Source organism: Amycolatopsis sp. La24 (assembly GCF_029087445.1).
In the GTDB taxonomy this organism is placed as follows: Bacteria; Actinomycetota; Actinomycetes; order Mycobacteriales; family Pseudonocardiaceae; genus Amycolatopsis; species Amycolatopsis nivea.
The window spans coordinates 140,291-162,394 of record NZ_JARACH010000011.1 but is presented as its reverse complement, the minus strand read 5'-3'; the positions used below and the strand labels follow the sequence as shown (position 1 = coordinate 162,394).

The window sequence follows — 22,104 nt, the reverse complement described above, 5'->3', positions numbered from 1 at the left end:
GTTCGGGGGTGCTTGTCAAGGCATCTTTCCCGCCTTGACAAGCACCCCCGAACCGTCAGCACAATCAACCTTCGGGGTGCCCCACGCAACCCTCAAAAGCAATGTCGCCGCCAAGCGACGAGCCGAGCCAACTCACTTAGAAGCAGCCATAGCCACCGCAGTAATAGTCGCCAACCCCCCAACCCCAGCCGCCCCCACAACCAACCCGGCCACAGCCGCAACCGAAGCAGCCAACCGCACCGCCAGCCCGGCAACCCACCGCAGCACCCGAACCACCACGATCAACACAACCAGCGCCAGCACCAAAACCCCAGCCGACACCCCTTGCCCGCCGCTCTCCGCAGCAGCGCTCTCCGCAGCAGCCAGCACGGCACTCATAACCGCACCTCTATCCGCGGTTCGGCCAAACTCTCCCGCCCGAATTCGCGCACGTTCTCGTACGCCCGCCTGCGCATCTCCTCACGCGCCCGCACCCGCCGCCGTTCCGAGCCCAACTGCCACACCCACCGCCAGCCGATGACCGTCGCGACGACGGAACCGGCGAGGGTCACCAGGAAGGCCTGTCCGACGAGACCGTGGAGCGATTCGAGGCTCAGCAACACCAGCAGCGCCCACACCTGAGCGACGGTGAACGGGATGACCAGAGCTGCCGCGTACACCCCCCGACGCCAGCGAACCGGCTGAGGAGCGGGAAGAAACGGTTCCATGACTGCCTCCCTCGGTGGTGTGCTTCCAGAAAACCCCGGCGGCGCCGGGAAATCTGTGTCAGCTGACACGTTTCAGCGGGCGAGCCTCCGCAGTTCCGCGAGCCGGTGAACGGTCACCTTGCCGCGCGCGGTGCTGATCACCCCCTGGCGGCGGAGTTCCCGTGTCACCCGTGCCCACGATTCGCGCGAAATCGCTGCTGTCATAGCGAGTTCTGCTTGCGTTCCGGGCACCGCGACTTCGATATCCGTACCTCGCCGCACGCCGTGCTGAACCGCCAGCTGCATCAACTGCGCGGCGACGCGGCGGGTGGCCGTCCCGCCGCCGATGTCGAGCCATTGCCGTCCGACGTCGCGCATCCGGTCCGCCAGAACTTGCAGCAGCGCCCAGGAAATCGCCGCCTCGCGCCGGCACAGCGCGACGAACCGCGCGGCGGGCACGACCAGGACGTCCAGTTCGTCGAGCGCTTGCACTGTCGCCGACCTCCGTCCGCCGTCGATCACGGCCAGTTCGCCGATCACGTCGCCCGCGCCGCGGACGCCGATCACGACCTCGCGCCCGTCCGGCGTCGCGTTGGTGATCCGGACGTGCCCGGCAAGGAGGAGAAGCACCACCGAGGCCCGCTCGCCTTCGCGGCAGAGGACGTCCCCGCGCCGGTAAGCCTTGCGGACGGACAGCTCTTCGAACTTCGCGCGCTCCGCGGCGCCCAGCGCCGGCCAGAACCCGATCGTTTCCACGGCGGTCCCCCCTCCTCGTCGTCGGCCGGACCGGTCAGGCGATCAGTCCCGCTCCCGGCCGGACGGCGTCGGTGGTGCGGACCCAGCCGCGGGTCCGCTGCCCGCCGACGCGCACGCGGAAGGCGTGCGCGAAGGAGCTGCGGTCGATCCCGGCGTAGCCGTGCCGGACGACCGAGCGGTGGATCGCGTTCGAGACGACGAGCGCGAGCGGCCCCGAGGAGCTGCGCAGCCTGCGTCTCAGATCAGGGGCGTCGAGGAGACGGCAGGCGATGTCGATGTCCTCGCCGTACGGTCCGTGCGCGTCGTAGTGCACCTCGCCGGCGTGCACCGAAACGCGCAGCCGGAAGGCCAGTTCAGGCTCCTGGTCGCCGTGCCGGGCGAGCAGGTCGGCGAGCGCGGGCACCACGCGGGCGAGCAGGACCGTCTTCGGCACCTCGTCGACCGGCCGGACGAGGCACAGCGCCCCGTCGCCCCGGTCCACGAACGGATCCCGGAACTGCTCCGTGATGCCGCCGGCCCGGAACGCCTCGTCGAGCAGGGCGAACAGAACCGAACGGAGCCCGGCCCGAGCCGGGTTCGTACGGGTGGTCGACCCTTCGATGTCGACGACCACGATGGCTCGGTGTACTGGTGCCGGTACTGCTGAGGTGTCCATGACCGCCCCCTTATTTCAGGAAGCTACTGAAATCTAGTAGACTTTCACAGCAGCTACTATAAGGGTGGGCCCGTACTGAAACAATGGTGTCGCGCACACGACATCTTCGATTCAGGTGCGGGTCAAGTCCGAGATAGGCAACCCCTGAACCCTCGCCGACACTCGACCCCGGCCCGTCCGGCCACTCCGGCCTCCCGGGTGTAGAATCCCCGCCATTCACGCCTGACTGAACTTCACTGAAGGGTCTGAAGTCGTGTCTCAGCCCAACCCCGCGCTCGCCGCTCGCCTGCGTACTCTGCGCAAGGAGAGCTGGTCCGACGTGGTGCTCACCCAGAAGCAGCTCGCCGAGGCCTTCGGCGTGAGCACCGGCCTGCTGTCGTCGTGGGAGAACGTGGCGAAGCCGGTGACGCCCCCGCCGCACCGCCTCGAGGCGTACGCGACCTTCTTCGCCACCCGCCGTTCGGTGCAGGGCCCCCAGCTTCATCTCCTGGACACCGAAAACCTGACGGACGACGAGCACACCGTCCGCAAGGAGCTGCTCGCGGAGCTGCAGGCGCTGCGCGGCGACCTCGACGACCCGCCGGCCCAGCCGGTGTTCGCCCCGTCGAGCCTGTGGCACTTCCCGCCGAACCAGGACATCGTCATCGTCTGCGCGCAGCTGCCGGAGAAGTACCGGATCGCCTACACCGACCCGTCCAGCCCGGACTACGTGAACCTCTACACCTACGCCGACCCGGACGCGCTGCTCGAGCTCTACGGCCACATCCGCGCGTGCAACCCGGCCAGCAACGTCACCTTCCGCACCACCGACCAGAACACGACGCTGTCGGCGGACGAGTACACCGCACACCTGGTGCTGCTCGGCGGCGTCGACTGGAACCCGCAGACCCGCGCGCTGCTCGACCGGGTCGACGTGCCGGTCCGCCAGATCAGCCGCAAGGGCGACGAGGACCAGCTGGACACCGGGTTCGAAGTGACCCGCCCGGACGGCAGCACCCAGAGGTTCAGCGCCAAACTGCGCGACGGCATCCTGCTCGAGGACGTCGCGCACTTCTACCACGGCGTCAGCCCGCTCAACCGCAAGCGCACCGTGACCGTGTGCAACGGAATGTACGGCCGCGGCACCCTCGGGGCCGTACGAGCGCTGACCGACCGCCGTTTCCGCGACCGCAACCAGGCCTACCTCGACCAGCGCTTCGCGGGCGCGGATTCCTTCAGCATCATCAGCCGGGTCCCGGTCTTCGACAACCAGGGGCTCACCCCTGACTGGACCCTGCCCGAAAACCGGCTGCACGAGTGGCCAGAATCGAGCCTCACATGACCGCGACCGTCGCAGCGCCGGCGCAGCACACGACGCATCAGCGGCTGCTGCACCACGTCGCCGCCGAAGACGCGCCGCAGGCCAGGCTGGACGCGATCGTCGTGCCCAACGGCCGCCCCGCCGCCTATCTCAAGGACGCGTTCCGCGCCGCCCGCGAAGCCGACGCCACGCTTCTGCTGCTGTGCAGCAAGAACGCGCGCGCGACCGACGCGGTGCTCGCCGGGAAGCGCGCCGGGGTGCGAGTCCGCGCGATCGACACCGACGAGGCCGCCGGTCTCGGCGCCGTCCCGCCGTTCGCGACGAGCAAGCTGCTGCAGGCGAAGCGCCTGCTGCGCCGCACTGACACGAGCTTCAAGCGCAACCTCGGCGTGCTCGTCGCCGACCTGGCGGGCTGGCAGCGCATCCTGTTCCTCGACGACGACATCCGGCTGTTCCCGCACAAAGACATCCCGCTCCTTCGCCCGAGCAACCTGCGCGCCGCCGCGGGTCTGCTCGACCAGTACGCGGCGGCGGGCCTGGCCAACATCGGCATGCCGGACAACTCCGTGGTGTGCCACGCCTACCGCGAGTCCGGCGGAAAACAGGACACGTTCGTCGGCGGCGGCGCTCTGGCCGTCGGACGCGCCGCGTTCTCGTCGTTCTTCCCGGACATCTACAACGAGGACTGGTTTTTCCTCCTCACCGCGACCGGATTGCGCGCCACGGCGATCACCAGCTTCGCCTACCAGCACGACTACGACCCCTTTCGCGACACGGTGCGCGCCCGGTCGGAGGAACTGGGCGACACGCTCGCCGAGGGCATCTACGGCCTGCTGGACAACGGTCTCGGCATCGCCGGCGCGGACGTCGCGTACTGGGCGGACTTCCTGGAAAGCCGCCGGGCGTTCATCCGCACCACGCTGCAGCAGGTCCAGGACGCGCCTTACCTGACCGGCGCGTACGAGAACCGGATGGTCGCCGCGCTGAAGGCCGCGCTCGGCCGCAGCCTGCTGATCGAGCCGGACCTGTGCGTCCGGTACCTGCGCGCTTGGCAACGGGACCGGGACACCTGGGAAACGCATCTGCTGTCGTTGCGCGCGCGCCACGGCGCGCCGGGCGATCCGGACGCCGCGTTCGACACGCTGGGGATCGCGGAGATCGTGCACAAGTCCTGAAGGTTCAGCGTTCGCCGCAGCCGCGGGTGGCAAGCGGCGCGGGACGGTCGTCCGGCAACCGCTTCACCAGCACGTGGCAGCGTTCGGCTTCGAGAATCGTGCGCCCGTCCGGCGAAACGCGCTCGGCGTAGCAGACGACCGTGCCGTGACCCCAGTCGTGATAGCCGAGGCGGCGGTACAGCCTCGCGGCGCGCGTGTTGTCCGTGCGGACCGCGAGCGCGCCGAGCGCGTGACCATGACCGACCAGATAATCCTCGACCGCGCGCACGAGAGCCGCGCCGATGCCGCGGTTGCGAGCGTCCGGGGCGACCTCCAGATGGTTCAGCAGCGGAACGCCCGGCAGGTGGCCGCGGATCGGCGGTTCCTCGGCGTCCTCGAGCCAGAGGTACACGGCGCCGACCGGCCGCGCGGAGCACCACGCGGCGAACAGGACGCCGAGTCCCTTCGCCTGCCGGGTGAACCGGTCCTCGAAAAACCCCTGGTCGCCGAGGATCCCCGCCAGCGCCGCGAGGTCCGCCTGCTCAGCCGGCCGGATCGAGACCTCGCCCATCAACGCCGACTCCTGTCCGCGGGACCGGGGCACGCGAGCGGCAGGCCCGGGCCGCGGTCCTGATCTTGGCCGCCCGGCCTCAAGGGTAAGTGCGCGCCTGGGCACCGCGAAGACGGCGAATGCCGCAGCGCGGTCCTGCGAACGGAGCAACGGGCCGCCCTGCGCCGCCGCGCCCCTCCCCCGGTTTCCACGTCCCCAATACACCCCGGGACGCCCCGATTCAAACGGAAACCGGGCGGTAGTGCGGAAAGCCGCTTCCGGTGGTGGGTTTTGCGCGCAAATGAGCGGTCGGCGGGACGGGGGTCAGCGGATCCAGTCGTGTTCACGGGTCTGTGCGGCGGTGGGAGGACCGCTGCCCGGCCGCTCTGCTCCTCGCTCAGGTCCAGCCGATCCAGCCGTGCTCGCAGCGGAACAACCACTTACCCGCCGCACCGCGCCTAGATCAGGTCCAGCGGATCCAGCTGCACCCGCACCGGTTCGACCGCTTTCCGGGCGTCCCGGCGGGCCACCGCGTCGCGCACCACCGTCGCCAGGGCGCGGCCGTCCGGGCGGGCCACCCGTACCAGTGCCCGTTCGCGTTCCGCGTTGCCCTCGTCGTCGTAGTCGCCCAGCGGGACCGGGCCCAGGACCTCGCCGCTGTCCGGCAGCGGGAGGTCGTCGAGCACGCTCGCCACCGCAGCCGGGCTCCCCTCGACGCTCGCCATCCGCATCGCGGGCGGGAAACCCAGCTCCCGGCGCTGTTCCAGTTCCTGGCTCGCGTGCCAGCCCGGGTCCCAGCGCACCAGCGCCTGCACCACCGCCAGCCCCGCTTCCGCGCCGACGATCACCCGGCCCCCGCCCGACGCCGGGCGCACCAGCGCGCCGGCGGCCATCCAGCGGCGAAGGGTTTCTTCCGCGGCACGCAGATCCTGGCGTCCGAGCAACGCCCAGCCGTCCAGCAGCAGTGCCGCGCCGTAACCGCCTTCGGCGACCGGCTCCGCGCCCGGCGTGCAGACCACCAGCGCCGGGCGGCCCGGGACGGTCGCCAGGACTTCGGTCGCGCCAGAAGTGCGGACCGGAACCCCGGGGAAAGCCCGGCCCAGTTCTTCGGCGGTGCGCTTCGCGCCGACCACCACGGCCCGCAACCGGACGGAACCGCAAGCGGGACAACGGAAAGCGGTCTCCGGGACGCCGCACCACCGGCAGGCGGGCGGGCGCGGAGCACCGTCCGCCGACCCGCCGGGCAATGCCAGCGGACCGGCGCAGCGACGGCAGTGGGCGGGCGTCCGGCATTGGCCGCATGACAATCCGGGAACGTAACCCCGGCGCGGAACCTGGACCAAAGCCGGCAATCCGGCGGCGAAAGCTTGGCGCGCCGCTTCGAACGCGACCGCGGGCAGCCGGGCGACCCGGGCGGCTTCGTCGCGCGCTACGTCGAAGTCCTCGCCGACCGGGGTCACCCGCGGGGCGGCGGCGCGGAGTTCGGCGCGATCGGCCTGGATCTGTTGCGCCCAGCCGGATTCCACCAGCAGCTGCGCCTCGGCGGTCCGGGCGAATCCGCCGACCAGGAACGCCGATTTCGTGGCATGCGCCCGATCCATCAGCACATCCCGCACGTGCGGGTACGGGGCATGCGGATCCAGATGCAGATCGTCGCCGTCGTCCCACACGACGAACAGACCGGGATCGGCGACGGGCGCGAACATCGCCGCGCGAGTGCCGACCACCACGCGAACCGCGCCGCGCAGCACGGAAAGCCAGCGACGGTACCGTTCCGCCGGTCCCAGCCCGGCGATCAGCGCGGCGACGCCCTGCTCCCCCACCAGTTCGATGCACGCCTCGTGGACCCGGGTGAGGTCGCGGTGGTCCGGGACTACCAGGACGGCACCTCGGCCTTGGGCCGCCGCGGTGGCGGCCGCTTCGGCGAGGCGGCGCGGCCAGTCTTCGCCGGGGAGGGCCTGCCAGACCGCGTTCGCTTGACGGGATTCGGCGATCGCTTCCAGGAACGCTTCGCCACGTTGGTAACGGGACCAGGCGGAGACGTCCGGGGCCTCAGGGGTCGGCGCCGGTTCCGCGGGCGGCTCGCTTTCGGTCTTCGCGTGGCGTGGGGGCAGGGCCAGGCGCAGGACGTCGGAAAGGGTCCCGGCGTAGCGGTCGGCTACCGAGCGGCAGACGGCGTGCAGCGACGGCGGGAGGACGGGTTCGCTCGAGGTGACTCGCTCCAGGTAGGCGAGTTTCCGTTCGTACTCCGTCGTGTCGGTGCGTTCGATGAGGTAGCCGTCGACCAGCTGGCCCGCGAAGCGCACCCGGACCCGGCAGCCGGGGACTGCGGATTCGTGCAGTTTTTCCGGGACCTGGTAGTCGAAGGTGCGGTCCAGGTGGGCCAACGGGATGTCTACGGCGATCTTCGCGACGGGGAGTTCGGGGGCCGGGGTTTGCTGGCCTTTTCGGGAACGTGCCGGTTTGCGGGCGGGCTTTTTCGCCGGGGTGGCCTTCGGCTCCGGGGCGGAGCGCGAAGGCTCCGGGAGGTCCCATAGGGGGGTGGGTTCGGAGCTGGTCACTTGGAGATCTCTACCAGACTGGTCCGACAGTGCGGCGGGGAGATTCCCCTTCGGGGGAGGGTGCGGCGGGGCACCCCGAAGCCTGATTGTGTGAGGTTTCCCCCGGCGGTCGGACACCGGGTTTCATGCCGCGTGGGCGTGGTGGTGACGATAGTTCAGGCGGGTTTCGTGTGGTGTGCGGTAGCCGAGGGTGGAGTGCAGCCGGTCGTGGTTGTAGTAGGCGAGGTAGGCGAAGACGGCTTCGCGTGCGTGGTGGCGGGTGGTCCAGGAGCGGGTGCCGATTTCGGTTTTGAGGGTGGCGAAGAAGGACTCGGCGGCGGCGTTGTCGTAGCAGGACCCGGTCCGGCCCATCGACGGGCGGATGCCGTGTGCGGCGAGGGTGGCGCGGAATTCCGCTGAGGCGTATTGGGTGCCGCGGTCGGAGTGGAACACCGCGCCCGCGTTGACCAGGCCGCGGTCCGCGGCGAGGGTGATCGCGTCGCAGACCAGGCCGGCGCGCATGTGCGGGGCGAGGGCGTGGCCGACGATTTCGCGGGTGTGCAGGTCGAGCACGGTCGCGAGATAAAGCCAGCCTTCCTGCGTGGGCAGGTAGGTGATGTCCCCGACCAGCCGCTGTCCCGGCGCGTCGGCGGTGAAGTCGCGGCCGATCAGATCCGGCGCGGCCGCGGCGGTGTCGGGGCGGGTCAGCGACTGCCGCCGGCGACGGGTGAATCCGGCGATCCCGCGTTCGCGCATCACCCGCTCGACGCGCTTGTGGTTGACCGCTTCGCCGCGGCGGCGCAGTTCCGCGGTGATTCTCGGACTGCCGTAAGCACCCTGGTGAGCAGCGTGGATCTCGATGATCTCCCCGGCCAGCCGGTCCTCGCCGGCGGCCCGCTGTTCGCGGGCCGGGCCGGCGGCGAGCCACTCGTAGAAACCGGGGCGGCGCACGTCGAGGACACGGCACAGCCGGGCGACGCCATACGCGCCGCGGTGTTCGGAGATGAACCGGTAGCTGCGGGTCAACGATCCATCTCCTGCGCGAAATAGGCGGCCGCTTTCCGCAGGATCTCCTTCTCTTTCTCCAGCTCCGCCACCCGCTTGCGCAGCTGCCGCAGTTCCCGCTCCGTGGCGTCGCCGCCGGTCGCGGCCGCCTGGTCGGCGCGGTCGGCGGCCCGCACCCACGTCCGCAGGGTCTCGTGATTCACCCCCAGCTCACGAGCCACCTGCGCCAACGGACGAGACGCCGACCGCGCCAACGCGACCGCGTCCCGCCGGAACTCCTCCGGATACCTCGACGAACCAGACACAACAACATCCTTCCCCAGGCCAAAGCCAAGGATCAGAGTGTCCGGCACACCGGGGGAACCTCAGTGCTGACGGTTCGGGGGTGCTTGTCAAGGCGGGAAAGATGCCTTGACAAGCACCCCCGAACCGCAGGGAGGCTTCGTATCGGGGTGCGCGGGAGGGGCTGGGAGCCTCGATAGCGGGTGCATCGGCTGCCGGTGGTGCTGGGTGCTCGATGCGTTGGGTGCACCGGCTGCGGTGTGGGCGAGGTGGGGGCTTGCGCCCCAATGTGGCATTGGGTGCGTCAGATGCACCCAATGTGGCGTTCGGTGCGTCCCATGCACCCAATGCCGCATTGGGGCGGCATCCCGGCGGCGGGTGGGCGTGGGGCGAGCGGGTCGGTCGTGAGGGGAACCCTGAGGGAATCAGAGTCAATGAGGGTGGCCCTCACGAACCGCGACCGGGGGCGAAAGCCGTGAAGGGCTCCTTGAGGGAATGGGATTCCCTCAAGGAGCCCTTCACGGACCGAAACGGATCAGGCGCCGGCGAGTGAGCGCAGGGCGTCAGCGCGGGCGGTGCTTTCCCACGGGAGGTTCAGGTCGGGGCGGCCGAAGTGGCCGTACGCGGCGGTCGGGGCGTAGATCGGGCGCAGCAGGTCCAGGTCGCGGATGATCGCGGCGGGGCGCAGGTCGAAGACCTCGCTGATGGCCGACTGGATCTTGGTCGGGTCGACCGTTTCGGTGCCGAACGTCTCGACGAACAGGCCCACGGGAGCCGCCTTGCCGATCGCGTACGCCACCTGCACCTCGACCCGCCCGGCCAGGCCCGCGGCGACCACGTTCTTCGCCACCCAGCGCATCGCGTACGCGGCCGAGCGGTCCACCTTGGACGGGTCCTTGCCGGAGAACGCGCCGCCGCCGTGGCGGGCCATACCGCCGTAGGTGTCGACGATGATTTTGCGGCCGGTGAGCCCGGCGTCGCCCATCGGGCCGCCGATCACGAAGCGGCCGGTGGGGTTCACCAGGAGGCGGGTGCTGTCGGTGTCGAGGCCCAGTTCGGCCAGCTCCGGCTCCACGACGTGCTTGCGCACGTCGACGCCGAGCATCTGCTCCAGGTCGATCCCGTCCGCGTGCTGGGTGGACACCACGACGGTGTCGAGCCGCACCGGCTGTTCGCCCGCGTACTCGATCGTGACCTGGGTCTTGCCGTCCGGGCGCAGGTACGGCAGGACGCCGTCCTTGCGGACCGCGGTCAGCCGGCGCGACAGGCGGTGCGCGAGCGCGATCGGGAGCGGCATCAGCTCGGGCGTGTCCGAGCAGGCGTAGCCGAACATCAGGCCCTGGTCGCCCGCGCCCTGGCGGTTGATCTCGTCCTCGTCCGATTCGACCCGCGACTCGTACGCGGTGTCGACGCCCTGGGCGATGTCGGGCGACTGCGAGCCGATCGCCACGTTCACGCCGCAGGAGTTGCCGTCGAAGCCCTTGGCCGACGAGTCGTAGCCGATGCGCAGGATGACGTCCCGCACGATGGTGGGGATGTCCGCGTAGGCCTCGGTCGTGACCTCGCCCGCGACGTGCACCTGGCCCGTCGTGATCAGGGTCTCGACGGCGACCCGGCTGCGCGGGTCCTTGGTGAGCAGGCCGTCGAGGATCGAGTCGCTGATGGCGTCACAGATCTTGTCGGGGTGGCCTTCCGTCACGGATTCCGACGTGAACAGCCTCTTCGTGGACGCAGACACGACCTCGTCACTTCCCTCGGTCAAGCGATGGCGCCCCACCGGTATTTCAGGCGCTCCTGGCACAGCCCACCCTACCCAGCGGGCCTGTAGCTAGAGTCGACGTTCGATCAACGCTGTTACGGCATCCCACAATGTGGCCGCCAGCCGGGCTTTAGCGCCTTGCGAGATGACCTGCTCGGTGCCGTCCGCGGCGAGCAGCCAGCCCGAATTGTCCTCGGTGCCGAAGGCTTTGCCGTCGCCGACCGCGTTGACCACGAGCAGATCCGCGCCCTTGCGGCGGAGCTTGGCGCGGGCGTGGTCGAGCACACTGCCGTTCTCGTCGCCGGTTTCCGCGGCGAAGCCCACCACGATCTGCCCGGAACGCCGTTCTCGCACCAATTCGGCGAGGATGTCGGCGTTGCGGTCGAGCGTGATGACCGGGTCCGGGCTGTCGTCGGACTTCTTGATCTTGTGGTCGGCCAGCGTCGCGGGCCGGAAATCCGCGACCGCGGCGGCCATCACGACCACATCCGCGTCCGCGGCAGCGGCGTGCACCGCTTTGCGCATTTCCTCCGCAGTGGACACGCGTTGCAGCGTCGCGCCCGCCGGGGACGGCAGTTCGTCAGTGTGCCCGGCGACCAGCGTCACCTCGGCGCCGCGCTGCGCGGCGACCCGGGCGAGCGCGAAGCCCTGTTTGCCGGACGAGCGGTTGCCCAGGAAGCGGACCGGGTCCAGCGGTTCGCGGGTGCCGCCCGCGGAGATCACCACGCGCAGGCCTTCGAGGTCCCGCGGCAGCGCGCGCGGCTCGGCGAGCAGCAGCCGGGCCAGGTCGACGATCTCGGCCGGGTCGGCGAGCCGTCCCTTGCCGGTGTCGACGCCCGTCAACCGGCCCGCCGCGGGTTCGGTGACGACCATGCCGCGCGAGCGCAGCAGCGCCACGTTGTCGCGGGTGGCCGGGTGCTCCCACATCTCCGTGTGCATCGCCGGGAAGAAGGCGACCGGGCACCGGGCGGTGAGCAAGGTGTTGGTGAGGAGGTCGTCGGCGAGCCCGTGCGCGGCCTTGGCCAGCAGGTTCGCGGTCGCCGGGACGACCAGCACGAGGTCGGCCTCTTTGCCGACCCGCACGTGCTGCACCTCGGGCACCTCGGTGAAAACCCCGGTGTGCACCGGGTTCCCGGACAGTGCCTCGAAGGTCGCCGCGCCGACGAAGTTCAGCGCGGCCTCGGTGGGCACGACGCGGACGTCGTGCCCGGATTCGGTGAGGCCCCGCAGGACCTCGCACGCCTTGTAGGCGGCGATGCCGCCGCCCACGCCCAGGACGACCCTGGGCTTGGCGTCATTCACCCTCGGTGTGCTCGAGCAGCCCGCCGTGGATCTCGCGCAGCGCGATCGACAGCGGCTTCTCGCGGGGGCCGGGCTCGACCAGCGGGCCCACGTACTCCAGCAGGCCCTCGCCCAGCTGCGCGTAGTAGTCGTTGATCTGCCGGGCCCGCTTGGCCGAGTAGATCACCAGCGCGTACTTCGAGGAGACCTTTTCGAGCAGGTCGTCGATCGGCGGGTTGGTGATGCCTTCGAGCTCTTCCAGCGTCGCCTGTTGCACAGTCACTCGTGGTGCTCCGTATCGTCACATCGATCGGCGGCAGAATCGCCACCGCCGGTAATCAAGTCTAGCAACCGCCGCGCGGCGACCTCGACGTCGGCGTTCACGACCCGTTCGTCGAACTCCCCCGCCGCGGCCAGTTCGCGTTCCGCCTCGGCCAGCCGGGCGGCCACCGCGGCCTCGGTCTCGGTCCCCCGGCCGGTGAGCCTGCCGACCAGTTCCTCCCAGGACGGCGGCATCAGCATGACCAGCCGCGCCTCCGGCATCGCGGCCCGGACCTGGCGCGCGCCCTGCAGTTCGATCTCCAGCACCGCCGGACGGCCGTCCGCCAGCGCCTTCTCGACCGGCTCGCGCGGCGTCCCGTACCGGTTGCCCGCGAACTCGGCCCATTCCAGCAGCCGGTTCCCGGCCACCATCCGGTCGAATTCGGCGGAATCCACGAAGTGGTAATGGTTTCCGTCGACCTCGCCCGGCCGCGGCGCCCGCGTCGTCACCGAAACGCTGAAGTACAGGTTCGGCTCGAGCCGGCGCAGCTGTCCCACCACACTCGACTTCCCGACGCCGGAAGGGCCGGAGACGACCGTGAGCCGGGGGCGGGAGATGTCCCCCGCCACCGGCTCACTGCCGCGGTCGGCGCCCCGGGTCACCGGGTAGTCCTGACCGACGCCGCTCACTCGCCGCTGAACTCGGCCAGCAGCGCCTTGCGCTGCCGGTCGCCGAGCCCGCGGAGCCTGCGGCTGGGGGCGATCTCCAGTCGTTCCATCGTCTGCTGGGCACGGACCTTGCCGACGCCGGGGAGCGCCTCGAGCAAGGCCGAAACCTTCATCTTGCCGAGGACTTCGTTCTCCTCGGCCTGCTTCAGCACGTCGACCAGAGTGGTACCGCCCCGCTTCAGCCGCTCCTTCAGCTCAGCACGGATGCGGCGGGCGGCGGCGGCCTTCTCCAGCGCCGCAGCACGCTGTTCCTCTGTCAGCTGGGGAAGTGCCACGTTTTCCTCCGGTAGTTCTCACATCTGGGTGGGTGACGCGACGGTACCCACCCCTGAGCAGGGGCCACAATGCGGGGGTGGCTGGTGGAGCGCGATTCCGGGGCCTGCTATTGGCCTTTTCCGCGCAGTCCCGCCAACCGGCCGTTCACCTCTTGGGCCGCACGGCGTAACGCCGCCGTGTCCGGGCCGTGCCGCAGCAGGTCGCGCGAAGACGCCGGGAGCAGGCCAGGGAGGCCCTCCCCGAAGACTGCCCGCAAATCCGCCTCGGTTGCCCCCTGCGCCCCGAAACCGGGCGCGAGCACCGGTCCGTTGAGCCGGCTCAGGTCGACTTCCCCAGGAGCCACAGTGGCCCCTACGACCACGCCGACGTCGCCGTACGGCTCAGCACCTGCGTTGTGGTCCGCCGCAGCGTCTACGACGCTCTGAGCGACCGTACGGCCGTCTTCGAGCCGCGCGCGCTGCAACGCGTCCGCTTCCGGGTTGGACGTGCGCGCGAGCACGAAGAGCCCGTTGCCCGCTTCGCGCGCCGCCGCGACAGCCGCGTCGAGCGCGCCGAAGCCGAGGTACGGCGACACCGTGGCTGCGTCGGCGGTGAAAGCCGCCTTTTCGGCCACGTACGCCGCCGTGTAGGCCGCCATGGTCGAGCCGATGTCACCGCGCTTCACGTCCAGCAGGACGAGCGCTCCGGCGTCGTGAGCGACGTCCACGACGCGTTCGAGCACCGCCACTCCGGCGGGCCCGAACGCCTCGAAGAACGCCGACTGCGGCTTCACGATCGCCGCCACCTCGCCCAGCACCTCCACGGCGCTGAGCGCGAAGCGTTCGAGCCCGCTCGAGTCGAGCGGCAGGCCCCACGCCTCGATCAGGCCCGGATGAGGGTCGATCCCGGCGCAGAGCGACCCGCGCGCGGCCACCGCTTCGGCGAGCCGCGCCCCGAATCGCGCGGTCACGACGTCGCCTTCAGCGCCGCCTGGAGGTCCTGCAGGCTGCGCACGCCGATGTCGCCGCGGATAAGCGCTTCGATGCCGTGCACCGCAGCCGCGGCGCCCTGCACCGTGGTGACGCACGGAATGTCGCGCGACACCGCGGCAGTCCGGATTTCGTAACCGTCCACGCGCGGTCCGCTGTTTCCGTACGGCGTGTTGATCACCATGTTGACGTCGCCGGCGAGGATCACGTCGACGATGTTCGGCTCGCCGGTGCCCGGGTCCGGCTCCGAGTGCTTGCGCACCACCGAGCAGGCAACCCCGTTGCGCCGCAACACTTCCGCGGTGCCGGAGGTGGCGAGGATCTCGAAGCCGAGATCGGCCAGCCGCTTCACCGGGAAGACCAGCGAACGCTTGTCGCGGTTGGCGACGGAGACGAATACCCGGCCCGAGGTGGGCAGCGATCCGTAGGCGCCGCTCTGCGATTTCGCGAATGCTTTCCCGAAGGAGGTGTCGACGCCCATGACTTCGCCGGTGGATTTCATTTCCGGGCCGAGCAAGGAGTCGACGCCGTGTCCTTCCGGCGTGCGGAACCGGTGGAAGGGCAGCACGGCTTCCTTGACCGCGACCGGGGAGTCGGCGGGCATCCGGCCGCCGTCGCCCTCGGCGGGCAGGACTCCGGAGGCGCGCAGGTCCTTGATCGTCGAGCCGGTCATCACCAGCGCCGCGGCCTTCGCCAGCGGGACGGCGGTGGCCTTGGAGACGAACGGGACGGTGCGCGAGGCACGCGGGTTCGCTTCCAGGACGTAGAGCACGTCGTCCTTGAGCGCGTACTGCACGTTGAGCAGGCCGCGGACGCCGACGCCGCGCGCGATGGCCTCGGTGGAGCGGCGGACCGCGTCGAGGTCCTGCGCGCCGAGGGTGATCGGCGGCAGCGCGCAGGAGGAGTCGCCGGAGTGGATCCCGGCTTCCTCGATGTGCTCCATCACGCCGCCGAGGTAGAGGTCCTCGCCGTCGAACAGCGCGTCGACGTCGATCTCGATCGCGTCGTCGAGGAACCGGTCGACCAGCACCGGGTGCTCAGGGGTGACCTCGGTCGCCCGGCGGATGTAGCCGGCCAGGGACTCCTCGTCGTAGACGATCTCCATGCCGCGCCCGCCCAGCACGTAGGACGGGCGGACCAGGACCGGGTAGCCGATCTCGTCGGCGATCCGCTTCGCGCCCTCGAACGAGGTCGCCGTCCCGTACTTCGGCGCGGGCAGCCCGGCGGCGGTGAGGACCTCGCCGAACGCGCCGCGGTCCTCGGCCAGGTCGATCGCCTCCGGCGGCGTCCCGACCACCGGCACCCCGGCGTCGGCGAGGCGCTGCGCGAGCCCGAGCGGGGTCTGCCCGCCCAGCTGCACGATCACGCCGGCGACCGTGCCGGACTGCTGCTCGGCGTGCACGACCTCCAGCACGTCCTCGAACGACAGCGGCTCGAAGTACAGCCGGTCGCTGGTGTCGTAGTCGGTGGACACGGTTTCCGGGTTGCAGTTGACCATCACGGCCTCGAACCCGGCCTCGCGCAACGCGATCGCCGCGTGCACGCAGGAGTAGTCGAACTCGATGCCCTGCCCGATCCGGTTCGGCCCGGAGCCGAGGATCAGCACCTTCGGCTTGTCCGACTGCACCGCGACCTCGGAGGTTGCGGCGGGGTCGGTCTCGTAGGCCGAGTAGTGGTACGGGGTCTTCGCCGCGAACTCCGCCGCGCAGGTGTCGACCGTCTTGAACACCGGCCGCACCCCCAGCCGGTGCCGCAGCGCCCGCACGCCGTCCTCGCCCGCCAGTTCCGGCCGCAGCGCGGCGATCTGGCGGTCGGACAGGCCGGTGCGCTTCGCCCGCCGCAGCAGGTCGCCGTCCAGCACCGGTGCGTCGCGGACCTCAGCGCCGACCTCGCCGATGAGGGCGATCTGGTCGATGAACCACGGGTCGATCCCCGACGCCTCGTGCACCTGCTCGACGGTCGCGCCGAGGCGCAGCGCCAGCTCAACCTCGTAGAGACGGCCTTCGTGCGGGGTGCGCAGCGAGTCCAGCGTGGACTCGACCGTCGCGCCCTCGGGGTCGGGCTGGGTCCAGAACCCGGTCGCCTTGGTCTCGATCGACCGCATCGCCTTCCCGAGGGCTTCGGGGAAGCTGCGGCCGAACGACATCGCCTCGCCGACCGACTTCATGGTCGTGGTCAGCGTCGGGTCCGCGCCGGGGAACTTCTCGAACGCGAACCGCGGGACCTTCACCACCACGTAGTCCAGCGCGGGCTCGAACGACGCCGGGGTCTCGCCGGTGATGTCGTTGCGGATCTCGTCGAGGGTGTAGCCGATCGCCAGCTTCGCCGCGATCTTCGCGATCGGGAAACCCGTCGCCTTCGACGCCAGCGCGGACGAACGGGACACGCGCGGGTTCATCTCGATCACGACCATCCGGCCGTCGTCCGGGTTGAACGCGAACTGGATGTTGCAGCCGCCGGTGTCCACGCCGACCTCGCGCAGCACCGCGATCCCGACGTCCCGCATCACCTGGTACTCGCGGTCGGTCAGCGTCATCGTCGGCGCGACGGTGACCGAGTCGCCGGTGTGCACGCCCATCGCGTCCACGTTCTCGATCGAGCACACGACCACCACGTTGTCGTGCTTGTCGCGCATCAGCTCGAGCTCGTACTCCTTCCAGCCGAGCACGCTCTCCTCGATCAGCACCTCGGTCACCGGGGACTCCGTGAGCCCGGTCGACGCCAGCCGCTCCAGGTCTTCGGGCGTGTGCGCCATGCCCGAGCCGAGGCCGCCCATCGTGAACGACGGCCGGATGACCACCGGCAGCCCGAGTTCCTCGACCGTGGAACGAACCTCGTCCATGTCGTGGCACACCCGGCTGCGCGGCACGTCCGCGCCGACCGTGCGCACGATGTCCTTGAACTTCTGCCGGTCCTCGCCCCGCTGGATCGCGTCGATGTCCGCGCCGATCAGCTCCACGCCGTACTTCTCCAGCACGCCGCGCTCGTGCAGGGCCACCGCGCAGTTCAGCGCGGTCTGCCCGCCCAGCGTCGCCAGCAGCGCGTCCGGGCGCTCCGCCGCGATGACCTTCTCCACGAAGTCCGGCGTCACCGGCTCGATGTAGGTCGCGTCCGCGAACTCCGGATCCGTCATGATCGTCGCCGGGTTCGAGTTCACCAGCGACACCCGCAGGCCCTCGGCCCGCAGCACCCGGCAGGCCTGCGTGCCCGAGTAGTCGAACTCGGCCGCCTGCCCGATCACGATCGGCCCGGAGCCGATCACCAGCACGTGCTGGATGTCCGTCCTCTTCGGCATCAGGCCTTCTTCTCCATCAACTCAACGAATTCATCGAACAGGGGCGCGGCGTCGTGCGGACCCGCGGCCGCTTCGGGGTGGTACTGCACGGAAAACGCGGGCACGTCGAACGCGCGCACGCCCTCGACCGTGTCGTCGTTCGGGCAGTAGTGGCTGATCTGCGCGGCCCCGTAAGGGGAATCGAACCGCTGGCCCGGTTCGCCTTCGAGGGCGAAACCGTGGTTCTGCGCGGTGATCGCGACCCGCCCGGTCGCCACGTCGATCACCGGGATGTTGATCCCCCGGTGCCCGTAGCGCATCTTGTAGGTGCCCAATCCCAAGGCGCGGCCCAGGATCTGGTTGCCGAAGCAGATCCCGAACAGCGGAATCCGCTGCTCCAGAACGGTTTTCGTCAACGCCGTCGCGTGCGCGGTCGTCGCCGGGTCGCCCGGGCCGTTGGACAGGAACACCCCGTCCGGCTCCAGCGCCAGCAGTTCCTCCGCGCTCGTGCTCGAGGGCAGCACGTGCACCTCGATGCCCCGCTGCGTCATCAGCCGCGGCGTGTTCGACTTGATCCCCAAGTCCAGCGCCGCGACCCGGAACCGCTTCTCCCCTTGCGCCGCAACGACATACGGCTGGTCCGTGGAGACCTCGCCCGCGAGGTCCGCGCCCTTCATCTGCGGGCTCGCCAGCACCTCCGCGACCATCTGCTCGTCGCTGCCCAGCGCGTCGCCCGAGAACACGCCCGCGCGCATCGCGCCCTGCTCGCGCAGATGCCGCGTCAGCGTGCGGGTGTCCACTTCGGAAATCCCGACCACGCCCTGGCGCACCAGTTCCTCGTCCAGCGACCGCTTCGAGCGCCAGTTCGACGGTGTGCGCGCGGGATCCCGCACCACGTAACCGGAAACCCAGATCCGGGCCGATTCGTCGTCCTCGTCGTTCCAGCCGGTGTTGCCGATCTGCGGCGCGGTCTGCACCACGATCTGCCGGTGGTAGGACGGATCGGTCAGCGTTTCCTGGTAGCCCGTCATGCCGGTGCAGAACACCGCCTCGCCCAGGGTCCGCCCGCGCGCGCCGTATGCCGCGCCGCGGAACACCCGGCCGTCTTCGAGAACCAGGGCGGCGGGGCCGCGAGTGCCGGTGCTCACTGGGCACCTCCCTTGATGTCGTGATCGGAAAGTTCGTTGATCCACAATGGATAGTCGTCGAGATCGTCGCCGCGGAACCCGGTGTCCAGCGCGACGTCGCCGAGCTGCCAGGTGATCACCAGCAGCACGTCGGTGCCGGTGACCTTCCCGGCGAGCCGGGAGTCGCGGCGGATCCCGGTGATCGAGGCGCGCGGGATCCAGAAGTCCGGGAGCCCGCCGCGTTCCACGGCCACCCCGTCCGGGTGCAGCCGCCAGACCGCGCCGGACCGCGGGCCCGCGCCGCGCGTGACGATGCGGTCCTGCCAGTTGCCCGCGGTCGTGGTGCCCACGTACACGCCCGTCGATTCGAGCTGGAATTCGCCGGGGTCGGCCGGGATTTCCGGGAACGGGGCGATCCGCGCGCTCTGCGAACGCGCCTTGCGCCGCCAGCCCATCCACATGCCCCACAGGCACAGCAGGAAGAACGCGACGATCCCCAGCGTCAGCAGCAGCCGCTCCATCAGCAGATCTTCCCCTCGCGCGCGGTGATCCGCCCGCGCAGCAGGGTCGCCGTCACCACGCCGGGCAACCGCATTCCCTCGTACGGGGTGTTGGCCGCGATGCTGGCCAGTTCGGCCCCGCGCACGGTCCATTCGGCGTCCGGGTCGACCAGCGTCAGGTTCGCCGGTTCGCCCGCTTCGATCGGACGGCCGTGCCCGGACAGGTTCCCGATCTCCGCGGGCCGCTCGCTCATCACCCGGGCGACGCCGCGCCAGTCGAGCAGGCCGGTCTTGACCATCGTCTCGACGACCACCGACAGCGCGGTCTGCAGGCCGAGCATGCCGGGCCGGGCCGCGGCCCACTCGGTGTCCTTGTCCTGCACCGCGTGCGGCGCGTGGTCGGTGGCGACGCAGTCCACGACGCCCTCGGCCAGCGCGGCGCGCAGCTTCTCCGCGTCGCCGCCGGTGCGCAGCGGCGGGTTGACCTTGTTGACCGGGTCGTAGGTCTCCAGCCGGTCGTCGGTCAGCAGCAGGTGGTGCGGCGTGACCTCGGCCGACACCTTCGTGCCGCGTTCCTTCGCCCAGCGCAGGACGTCGACCGTGCCCGCGGTGGAGACGTGGCAGACGTGCAGCCGCGCGTTCGCGTGCAGCGCCAGCAGGCAGTCGCGCGCGACGATCGATTCCTCCGCCGACGCCGGCCAGCCCGCGTAGCCCAGCCGCGACGCCTGCTCGCCCTCGTGCGCCTGCGCGCCGACGGTGAGCCGCGGTTCTTCGGCGTGCTGGGCGATCACCGCGTCGAGCGCGGTCGAGTACTCCAGCGCGCGGCGCATCAGCAGCGGGTCCGCGACGCACACGCCGTCGTCGGAGAAGACGCGCACGGCTGCGGTGCCCTTGGCCATCGTGCCCAGTTCGGCGAGCTTCTCGCCCTTGAGCCCGACGGTGACCGCGCCGACCGGGTGGACGTCGACCAGGCCGACCTCCTGCCCGCGCCGCCACACGTGGTCGGTGACGAGCGAGTTGTCGGCGACCGGATCGGTGTTGGCCATGGCGAACACGGCGGTGTAGCCGCCGAGCGCGGCCGCGGCGGAACCGCTGTCGATGGTCTCGGTGTCTTCGCGGCCCGGCTCGCGCAGGTGCGTGTGCAGGTCGACGAACCCAGGCAGCAGGACCTGGCCCTCGGCGTCGAGCACCTCGGCGCCCTCGGGAACGTCCACCTCGCCGATCGCGGCGATCACGCCGTCCTCGACCAGGACGTCCACCGGCTCGCCCTCGCCGTACGGGCGGGCACCCTTGATCACGATGCTCACGCGGCAGCTCCTTCACTGGCCAGCAGGTGGTAGAGGACCGCCATGCGCACGTGGACGCCGTTGCGGACCTGTTCGGTAATGGCTGAGGAGGGGGAATCCGCGACCGCGGAGGCGATCTCCATGCCGCGCAGCATCGGGCCGGGGTGCAGCACGACGGCGTGGTCCGGCAGCAGCGCCTGGCGGCGCTCGGAGAGCCCGTAGGAGATCGAGTATTCGCGCGCGGAGGGGAAGAAGCTCTGCCCAGGGCCCCCGCCCGTCATGCGCTCGGCTTGGACGCGCAGCATCATCACCGCGTCGACCGCGGGCAGCTCGGCGTCGAGGTCGTGCGACACGGTGACCGGCAGCTTTTCGACGCCGACCGGCAGCAGCGTCGGCGGCGCGACGAGCACCACCTCCGCGCCGAGGGTGCTGAGCAGGTGGATGTTCGAGCGCGCGACCCGGCTGTGCAGGACGTCGCCGACGATCGCGATCCGCCGGTCCTTCAGGGAACCGAGACGTTCGCGCAGCGTCGCCGCGTCCAGCAGCGCCTGGGTGGGGTGCTCGTGCATGCCGTCGCCCGCGTTGACCACCGCGGTGCCCGGTCCGGCGAGCCAGCCCGACAGCCGGTGCGCGGCCCCCGAGGCGGGGTGCCGGATGATCACGCAGTCGGCGCCCGCGGCGGCCAGCGTGAGCGCGGTGTCCCGCAGCGATTCGCCCTTGTTCACCGAGGAACTGGACGCCGAGACGTTGATCACGTCCGCGCTCATCCACTTCCCGGCGATCTCGAACGACACCCGCGTGCGCGTCGAGTTTTCGTAGAACAGCGTGATCACCGTGCGGCCGCGCAGCGTCGGCAGCTTCTTGACCTCGCGGCCGAGCAGCGTGTGCTTGAGCTCGTCGGCGGTGTCGAGCACGGCGGTCGCGGTGTCCGCGTCGAGCCCGTCGGTGGCGAGCAGGTGCTTCACCGGGTTTCTCCTTCCGGCGCGCGCAGCAGCACCGCGTCCCGGCCGTCGGTTTCGGACAGCAGCACGGAGACGCCTTCGGCGCGCGCGGTGGGCACGTTCTTGCCGACGTAGTCGGCGCGGATCGGCAGCTCGCGGTGGCCGCGGTCGACGAGCACGGCGAGCTGGACGGCACGCGGGCGGCCGTGGTCGCGCAGGGCGTCGAGGGCGGCGCGGATGGTGCGGCCGGAGAACAGGACGTCGTCGACGAGGATGACGACCCGGTTGTCGATCCCGCCGGGCGGCAGCTGCGTCTGCTCGAGCGCGCGCGGCGGACGGCGGCGGAGATCGTCGCGGTAGAGGGTGACGTCGAGGGCGCCGTGCGGCGGCTCGGCCCCGGCGAATTCGCCGATCTTCCCGGCGAGGCGCGCGGCGAGCGGAGTGCCGCGGGTGGGGATGCCGAGCAGCACCGGGTACTGCTCGGGCGGACCGGCTCCGAGAGCGGTCTTCTCGATGACCTGGTGGGCCATCCTCGCGATCGTGCGCGCGACATCGCCGGCAGAAAGCAGCTCGCGCTCTCCCGCCGGCTCCGCCGCGCCACGCGGACGTGACGACAAGGCGGACCTCCTTCCCCGCCTCTCTGGACGGGTCCTTAAAGGACGTCGGCAACCGGCTGCTGCCGGAAACCGCACCGACAGTAGCAGGACCGGTCAATCAGTCTTCCGGGTGGTACGCGCACGGCCGCCACCTGCGCGGACCGACCTTCTGCTTGAC

The 22,104-nt window shown here is 70.7% G+C and carries 21 protein-coding genes; 2 read left to right on the top strand and 19 right to left on the bottom strand.

From position 1 onward, the window contains the following. Positions 1-374 precede the first annotated feature (374 nt). The 3 genes from PUT80_RS14445 to PUT80_RS14435 form a co-directional block, all read right to left on the bottom strand. Complete coding sequence (locus PUT80_RS14445; RefSeq protein WP_199817737.1) at positions 375-659, bottom strand: hypothetical protein; 285 nt, start codon at positions 657-659, stop codon at positions 375-377. A gap of 120 nt (positions 660-779) precedes the next feature. Next, the gene (locus PUT80_RS14440) at positions 780-1,442 is read right to left on the bottom strand and encodes a Crp/Fnr family transcriptional regulator (RefSeq protein ID WP_037814608.1); all 663 of its coding nucleotides are present in this window, start codon (positions 1,440-1,442) and stop codon (positions 780-782) included. A 34-nt stretch (positions 1,443-1,476) separates the two neighbouring features. Beyond that, positions 1,477-2,097, bottom strand: a complete 621-nt coding sequence (locus PUT80_RS14435) for a hypothetical protein (protein ID WP_037814607.1) — start codon at positions 2,095-2,097, stop codon at positions 1,477-1,479. Positions 2,098-2,350: 253 nt separating this feature from the next. Between PUT80_RS14435 and PUT80_RS14430 the strand changes: the two genes are divergently transcribed. Both PUT80_RS14430 and PUT80_RS14425 read left to right on the top strand, forming a co-directional pair. Continuing rightward, positions 2,351-3,418, top strand: a complete 1,068-nt coding sequence (locus tag PUT80_RS14430; protein ID WP_134730950.1) for a helix-turn-helix transcriptional regulator — start codon at positions 2,351-2,353, stop codon at positions 3,416-3,418. Next, positions 3,415-4,572, top strand: a complete 1,158-nt coding sequence (locus PUT80_RS14425; RefSeq protein WP_275292224.1) for a hypothetical protein — start codon at positions 3,415-3,417, stop codon at positions 4,570-4,572. Before PUT80_RS14430 ends, PUT80_RS14425 begins: the two co-directional genes overlap by 4 nt. 4 nt (positions 4,573-4,576) lie before the next feature. On the opposite strand, the gene PUT80_RS14420 is transcribed toward PUT80_RS14425, so the two are convergent. From PUT80_RS14420 to pyrR, 16 genes are all read right to left on the bottom strand, one after another. Then, positions 4,577-5,122 carry a GNAT family N-acetyltransferase gene (locus PUT80_RS14420; protein ID WP_134730954.1) on the bottom strand — a complete coding sequence of 182 codons (546 nt, stop codon included), beginning with the start codon at positions 5,120-5,122 and terminating at the stop codon, positions 4,577-4,579. Between the two features lie 437 nt (positions 5,123-5,559). Then, on the bottom strand, positions 5,560-7,662 hold the full coding sequence (locus PUT80_RS14415) for a primosomal protein N' (RefSeq protein WP_275292223.1): 2,103 nt from the start codon (positions 7,660-7,662) through the stop codon (positions 5,560-5,562). Between the two features lie 123 nt (positions 7,663-7,785). Then, the gene (locus tag PUT80_RS14410) at positions 7,786-8,667 is read right to left on the bottom strand and encodes an IS3 family transposase (RefSeq protein ID WP_238604526.1); all 882 of its coding nucleotides are present in this window, start codon (positions 8,665-8,667) and stop codon (positions 7,786-7,788) included. Next, a complete protein-coding gene (locus PUT80_RS14405) occupies positions 8,664-8,951 on the bottom strand; it encodes a transposase (RefSeq protein WP_275292222.1) in 288 nt (95 codons plus the stop codon). Before PUT80_RS14405 ends, PUT80_RS14410 begins: the two co-directional genes overlap by 4 nt. 512 nt (positions 8,952-9,463) lie before the next feature. Continuing rightward, positions 9,464-10,666 carry a methionine adenosyltransferase gene (gene metK, locus PUT80_RS14400; RefSeq protein ID WP_037819197.1) on the bottom strand — a complete coding sequence of 401 codons (1,203 nt, stop codon included), beginning with the start codon at positions 10,664-10,666 and terminating at the stop codon, positions 9,464-9,466. Positions 10,667-10,756: 90 nt separating this feature from the next. Beyond that, positions 10,757-11,989 carry a bifunctional phosphopantothenoylcysteine decarboxylase/phosphopantothenate--cysteine ligase CoaBC gene (gene coaBC / locus PUT80_RS14395; RefSeq protein WP_078870735.1) on the bottom strand — a complete coding sequence of 411 codons (1,233 nt, stop codon included), beginning with the start codon at positions 11,987-11,989 and terminating at the stop codon, positions 10,757-10,759. Then, positions 11,982-12,251 (bottom strand): DNA-directed RNA polymerase subunit omega, encoded by a 270-nt coding sequence (gene rpoZ / locus PUT80_RS14390; protein ID WP_020658117.1) that lies wholly within the window; start codon positions 12,249-12,251, stop codon positions 11,982-11,984. Before rpoZ ends, coaBC begins: the two co-directional genes overlap by 8 nt. Beyond that, complete coding sequence (gene gmk, locus PUT80_RS14385; protein ID WP_238607442.1) at positions 12,248-12,892, bottom strand: guanylate kinase; 645 nt, start codon at positions 12,890-12,892, stop codon at positions 12,248-12,250. The genes rpoZ and gmk overlap by 4 nt, the downstream gene beginning before the upstream one ends. Before the next feature lie 23 nt (positions 12,893-12,915). Further along, positions 12,916-13,233, bottom strand: coding sequence for an integration host factor, actinobacterial type (mihF, locus tag PUT80_RS14380; protein ID WP_003096398.1), 318 nt, complete (start codon positions 13,231-13,233; stop codon positions 12,916-12,918). 107 nt (positions 13,234-13,340) lie between these two features. Further along, on the bottom strand, positions 13,341-14,183 hold the full coding sequence (gene pyrF / locus PUT80_RS14375; protein ID WP_275292221.1) for an orotidine-5'-phosphate decarboxylase: 843 nt from the start codon (positions 14,181-14,183) through the stop codon (positions 13,341-13,343). Next, positions 14,180-17,497 carry a carbamoyl-phosphate synthase large subunit gene (carB, locus tag PUT80_RS14370; protein WP_037818936.1) on the bottom strand — a complete coding sequence of 1,106 codons (3,318 nt, stop codon included), beginning with the start codon at positions 17,495-17,497 and terminating at the stop codon, positions 14,180-14,182. Before carB ends, pyrF begins: the two co-directional genes overlap by 4 nt. Then, positions 17,497-18,624 (bottom strand): glutamine-hydrolyzing carbamoyl-phosphate synthase small subunit, encoded by a 1,128-nt coding sequence (gene carA / locus PUT80_RS14365; RefSeq protein ID WP_037818937.1) that lies wholly within the window; start codon positions 18,622-18,624, stop codon positions 17,497-17,499. Before carA ends, carB begins: the two co-directional genes overlap by 1 nt. Next, a complete protein-coding gene (locus PUT80_RS14360) occupies positions 18,621-19,124 on the bottom strand; it encodes a transporter (protein ID WP_134666309.1) in 504 nt (167 codons plus the stop codon). Before PUT80_RS14360 ends, carA begins: the two co-directional genes overlap by 4 nt. Beyond that, a complete protein-coding gene (locus tag PUT80_RS14355; RefSeq protein WP_134731721.1) occupies positions 19,124-20,410 on the bottom strand; it encodes a dihydroorotase in 1,287 nt (428 codons plus the stop codon). Before PUT80_RS14355 ends, PUT80_RS14360 begins: the two co-directional genes overlap by 1 nt. After that, complete coding sequence (locus tag PUT80_RS14350) at positions 20,407-21,354, bottom strand: aspartate carbamoyltransferase catalytic subunit (protein ID WP_238607445.1); 948 nt, start codon at positions 21,352-21,354, stop codon at positions 20,407-20,409. Before PUT80_RS14350 ends, PUT80_RS14355 begins: the two co-directional genes overlap by 4 nt. Continuing rightward, a complete protein-coding gene (gene pyrR / locus PUT80_RS14345; RefSeq protein WP_009075803.1) occupies positions 21,351-21,947 on the bottom strand; it encodes a bifunctional pyr operon transcriptional regulator/uracil phosphoribosyltransferase PyrR in 597 nt (198 codons plus the stop codon). Before pyrR ends, PUT80_RS14350 begins: the two co-directional genes overlap by 4 nt. Positions 21,948-22,104 lie beyond the last annotated feature (157 nt).